The sequence below is a fragment of the Streptomyces swartbergensis genome, from assembly GCF_002148965.1.
GTDB lineage: Bacteria > Actinomycetota > Actinomycetes > Streptomycetales > Streptomycetaceae > Streptomyces > Streptomyces swartbergensis.
In genome coordinates this window covers 1-4,791 of sequence record NZ_NGFN01000497.1, presented here as the reverse complement: position 1 = coordinate 4,791, position 4,791 = coordinate 1, and the positions used below count along the sequence as shown (strand labels likewise).

The following is a 4,791-nucleotide window of genomic DNA, read 5'->3' as shown; positions in this document are numbered from 1 at the left end:
GGCCTGCGGGAGGGCGGAGAGGCCGAGGCCGGCCGGAGGGTCGGACGGGCCTGGAGGCCGGTTTGGCCGGGCCGACCGGAGAGGCTGTGGCCGGGCCTCCGGGAGGCGGAGAAGCTGAGGTCGGCCGGAGGGACAGACGGGCCTGGAAGGCCGGTCTGACCGGGCCGACCGGGCCGACCGGAGAGGCTGGGGCCGGACCAGCCGGAGGGCGAAGAAACCAAGGCCGGCCGGAGGGCCAGTTGGGTCTGGGACCTTGTGGGGCCGGTCAGACCGGCGAGGCTGTGGCCGTGCCGGCCGGAGGGCGAAGAAGCCGAGGCCGGCCGGAGGGCGGAGAAGCGAGGCCGGAGGGCCAGACGGGCCTGGAGGACCGGTCTGGCCAGGCGTGGGCAGGAAAGGCTAGGACGCGACCTCGGCGGTGCGCGGCTCGCGCCACATCGGCCACATGGTCGGGCCGTCCTCCGGGAGGTCGAGCACCGGGCCGGCGAGCTCGAAGCCGAGGCGCTCGTACAGCTTGCGGCTGCGGGCGCTGCTCGCCTCCAGGTAGGCGGGCAGTCCCTCGCGGTCGCAGCGGTCGAGTACCGACTCGATGAGCGCCGTGCCGAGACCCTCGCCCTGGCGGCCGGGGGCCACGGCGATCATCCACAGGTACTCGTGGGCCCGTCCGGAGGGGTGGATGGCGGCAGTCAGCCGGCCGATCGTCTCGACGCGTTCGTTGTCCGGGTCGACGGCCTGACGCACCTGGGCCGGACCGTCGTCCTCGGCGTCGCCGTCATGGTCGTCGGCCGGCATGGACAGCCACAGTGCACAGGCCGAACCGTCCTCGGTGAGGTCGATGCGCCCGCCCGCGAGCACGATGTCGGTGAAGGCGGCCATGAGCCCGGGATGCTTGGCGCGAAGGTCCTCCGCCCCGGGAAAGACCCAGCCGCTCACGGGGTCGTCCTGGAACGCCTCGTCCAGCAGCCGGACAACCAGCTCCCGGTCCCCCTCGACCGCCGTCCGGATCGCCACACCCATGTCCCGCCCCTTCGCTCGTCCCGACGGGCGTTGATCGTAGGGCGGTTGGGAGCAAGCCCGGCGGGTGGGGCATGAGCTTGGCGGGATTTGATCGAACAGTTGCCCAAAGCGCCTGCCGTGACCGGCAGTAGGAGGCGGGCCCCGCACACCGTGGGGCAGTGCGGGACCCGCCTGGCCGGAGGCCCGGGGCCGTACGGAGTCAGGAGCCGCACGTCCCCGAGGCGCTCCGGAGTCCTGTTCCTCCGTCACCCGAAGGCCCGTCAGGTGCCGCCGACGGCCCGCTGCCGCACCGGCGGCCGTTGCCGACCGTCGCTTTCCGCACCGTCCGCCGTCATCTGCTGCGCCGTCAACTGCTGCGCCGCGTCACGAACTCGGCGAGGGCCAGCAGACCGCCCGCCGCCTCCGGATCCGGCACCACGCGGGCCAGTTGCTGCATCGCCACTGCCATGCGGTCGGCCGCCTGGTTCTGCGCCCAGTCACGGCCGCCCGCCCGCTCCACGGTCAGGGCGATGTGGTCGAGGTCCTCCTTCTCGCTGGGTCGTGCGTACAGTTCGGCGAGTTCCGCGGCCGCCGGCGTGCCCGAGGCGAAGGCCGCCACGACCGGCAGGGACTTCTTGCGGGCGGCCAGGTCCGCGCCGACGGGCTTGCCGGTGCGGCGCGGGTCGCCCCATATGCCGATCACGTCGTCGATGAGCTGGAAGGCAAGCCCGGCCTCCCGGCCGAACGCGTCCAGCGCCGCCACGTCCGCGTCCCCGGCACCCGCGTACAGCCCGCCGATCGCACAGGCGCTGCCCAGCAGTGCACCGGTCTTGGCCTCCGCCATGGCGAGCACCTCGTCGAGCGTGACCTCGCGGGGAGTGCGCCGCTCCATGGCCGTGTCCGCGTGCTGTCCCGCGCACAGTTCGATCACACAGTCGGCGAGCCGGGCGGTGGCGGCCGGGGCCGCCGGATGCGGGTCCTCGGCGAGCAGCCGCATGGCCAGCGCCTGGAGGGCGTCCCCGGCGAGGATCGCGTCGGGGTCGCCGAACACGGTCCACGCGGTGGGCCGGTGCCTGCGGGTGGCGTCCCGGTCCATCACGTCGTCGTGCAGCAACGTGAAGTTGTGGACCAGCTCCACCGCCGCGGCCGCCCGGACCGCTGCCGCCCGTGCCTCGGACCCGCCGAGGGCGGCCGCCGCGGCGAGGACGAGCGCGGGCCGGATCGCCTTGCCGGAGCCGCCCTCGGCCGGTGTGCCGTCCGCCTGCTCCCAGCCGAAGTGGTAGAGCGCGATCCGGCGCATCGGCGCGGGCAGCGAGCCGAGCGCGTCCTGCAATACCGGGTCGACCTCCGCCCGGGCCCGCTCCAGGAGCATGACCGCCTCGTGCCCCTCGGCCGGTCCCGGCCGGCCGTCCCGCTGTGTTCCGATGGGCCCCCGCCTTTCCGGTGCCCCGGCCGCACGCCCGGGCTCGGTACCGCGCTGCCCGCCGGGGGCGGGCAGCGTCGTCTCCGTCCTGAACTCCGTAAGGGACTCACCCATGGGACCGCCTCGGAGACTGAGCGGACGGTGGCGCTTCCGCTGCCGCTGGCCGCGTACCCCGAGGGTGTACCCGCGCCGCCGGGCGCGGACACGGCCGCCGCACCGGAAGCGTCACTGCCAGCGGCCGATCTCGACGTTCTCCAGGACGCCGAGCGCGTCCGGTACCAGGACCGCGGCCGAGTAGTAGGCCGTGACCAGGTATTTGATGATGGCCTGTTCGTTGATGCCCATGAAGCGCACCGACAGGCTGGGCTCGATCTCGTCCGGGATGCCGGAGGCCCGCAGGCCGATGACGCCCTGCTCGCTCTCGCCGGTACGCATGGCGATGATCGACGTCGTCCGCTCCGGGCTCACCGGGATCTTGTTGCACGGGAAGATCGGCACTCCCCGCCAGGTGGGGATGCGGTTGCCGGCCATGTCGATGGTCTCGGGGACGAGCCCGCGCTTGTTGAGCTCGCGGCCGATCGCGGCGATGGCGCGCGGGTGGGCGAGGAGCAGTTTGGTGCCGCGGCGCCTGCTGAGCAGCTCGTCCAGGTCGTCCGGGCCGGGCACGCCGTCGTGCGGCTGGATCCGCTGGTCGTACTCGCAGTTGTGCAGAAGGCCGAAGTCGCGGTTGTTGACGAGCTCGTGCTCCTGGCGCTCCTTCAGCGCCTCGACCGTCAGCCGGATCTGCTGCTCGGTCTGGTTCATGGGCTGGTTGTAGAGGTCGGCCACGCGCGTGTGGATGCGCAGGACGGTCTGGGCGACGCTCAGCTCGTACTCACGGGGCCTGGCCTCGTAGTCGACGAAGGTGTGCGGGATGTCCGGCTCGCCGGAGTGGCCGGCGGCGAGGTCGATCTCCTTCTCGCCGTACTTGTTGGAGCGCTGCTGGGGGATCGAGCGGCGCTGCTGGAGGTGCTCGCGCAGCGAGTCCGAGCGCTCCGCGATCTGCTGGACGTCCTGGCGGGTCAGGACGAGCACGGTGCACGCGGTGAGCGCCCGCGCCGTGTACTCCCAGATGGCGTCCTCGTTCAGCAGCGCCTCGTCGCCGAGGTAGGCACCGTCAGCGAGGACCCCGAGGGACTCGTCGTCGCCGTACGGGCCCGTGCCGACCTTCTCCACCCTGCCGTGCGCCAGCAGGTAGACCTCGTCGGTCGGGCTGCCGAACGAGGCGATCACCTCCCCCGCGGCGATCTCCCGCTGCTCGCAGCGCCGGGCGATCTCGGAGAGCACCTCCTGGTCCTCGTAGGACCGCAGCGCCGGCAGTTCACCCAGCTCCGCGGGGATGATCTCGACCCGGTCGCCGGTCTTCACGAACGTGATCCGGCCGTCGCCGACGGCGAACGTCAGCCGCCGGTTCACCCGGTACGTACCCCCCTGGATGTCCACCCAGGGCAGCATGCGCAGCAGCCAGCGGGAGCTGATCTCCTGCATCTGCGGCACGGACTTGGTCGTGGTGGCCAGGTTCCGCGCGGCCGCCGTGCCGAGACTCTGCTGCGGCTTGGTCTCTTCCGTGCGGACCTCTTCGCCTACCGACATAGAGAACTGCCCTCCCGGTTGTGACCGACGCCCATATGCCTCGGGCATCGATGTGCACGACCAAGCCTTCCTCACTGACCGTCGCAGTGCTATTACACGAACGAGCGGGAATGGATCTTCGTACGACTGGGCAGGGGGCCCGCTTTTCCGGCGTTCGCGGGCGGCGCGGCAGGGCTCCGGGCGGCTGGCGACAACCCGTCGGAACCTGTCGGTTATGCCGCTGGGGAGCGTGCGGGACCCGGACCTAGCGTGGTGATCCGTTCCTTCCACCGACTCCGGAGACGGCCCGCCCATGCAGTACATCGCGCCGATCGGCATCGGCATCCTCTACGCCCTGTTGATGTCCCTCGTCCGCGAACCGCACCGGCGGCGCCTGAACGCGGTCATGGTCGCCGGTGCCGGCGCGGCGTACCTGAGCGGCGGCGGCATGGGCGGCTGGGAGTTCCCCTTCACCGCGCTGCTCGCCTACGTCGCCTTCCGCGGCCTGGAGTCGTGGACGTGGATCGGCATCGGCTGGCTGCTGCACACGGCGTGGGACATCGTGCACCACGTCAAGGGCAACCCGATCATCCCCTTCGCCCACACCTCCTCCCTGGGCTGCGCGATCTGCGACCCGGTGATCGCACTCTGGTGCCTGCGGGGCGGCCCGTCACTCATCGACCTCGTGCGCGGGCGCCGTCGGCCCGGGCGGCCGCAGCCCGGCCCAGGCTCGCGGGAAGGCRTCAGCCCCGATTCCCCCTCCC

At 72.4% G+C, this 4,791-nt stretch carries 4 protein-coding genes; 1 reads left to right on the top strand and 3 read right to left on the bottom strand.

Annotation, left to right across the window (positions count from 1 at the left end):
• Positions 1–396: 396 nt before the first annotated feature.
• The 3 genes from CA983_RS40885 to CA983_RS40875 all read right to left on the bottom strand — a co-directional run bounded on the left by CA983_RS40885 (position 397) and on the right by CA983_RS40875 (position 4,048).
• Positions 397–1,014, bottom strand: coding sequence for a GNAT family N-acetyltransferase (locus CA983_RS40885; protein ID WP_086605730.1), 618 nt, complete (start codon positions 1,012–1,014; stop codon positions 397–399).
• Between the two features lie 346 nt (positions 1,015–1,360).
• Complete coding sequence (locus tag CA983_RS40880; RefSeq protein ID WP_208637155.1) at positions 1,361–2,530, bottom strand: family 2 encapsulin nanocompartment cargo protein polyprenyl transferase; 1,170 nt, start codon at positions 2,528–2,530, stop codon at positions 1,361–1,363.
• A gap of 111 nt (positions 2,531–2,641) precedes the next feature.
• Positions 2,642–4,048 carry a family 2B encapsulin nanocompartment shell protein gene (locus CA983_RS40875; RefSeq protein ID WP_086605729.1) on the bottom strand — a complete coding sequence of 469 codons (1,407 nt, stop codon included), beginning with the start codon at positions 4,046–4,048 and terminating at the stop codon, positions 2,642–2,644.
• Positions 4,049–4,340: 292 nt separating this feature from the next.
• On the opposite strand from CA983_RS40875, the gene CA983_RS40870 reads away from it, so the two are divergent.
• On the top strand, positions 4,341–4,791 hold a 451-nt coding region (locus tag CA983_RS40870), incomplete at its 3' end, for a DUF6010 family protein (RefSeq protein ID WP_244207313.1).

Bases quoted from the DNA above. Each gene is read 5' to 3' on its own strand.
- CA983_RS40885 (WP_086605730.1), bottom strand. From the start codon at position 1,014: ATGGGTGTGGCGATCCGGACGGCGGTCGAGGGGGACCGGGAGCTGGTT.
- CA983_RS40880 (WP_208637155.1), bottom strand. From the start codon at position 2,530: ATGGGTGAGTCCCTTACGGAGTTCAGGACGGAGACGACGCTGCCCGCC.
- CA983_RS40875 (WP_086605729.1), bottom strand. From the start codon at position 4,048: ATGTCGGTAGGCGAAGAGGTCCGCACGGAAGAGACCAAGCCGCAGCAG.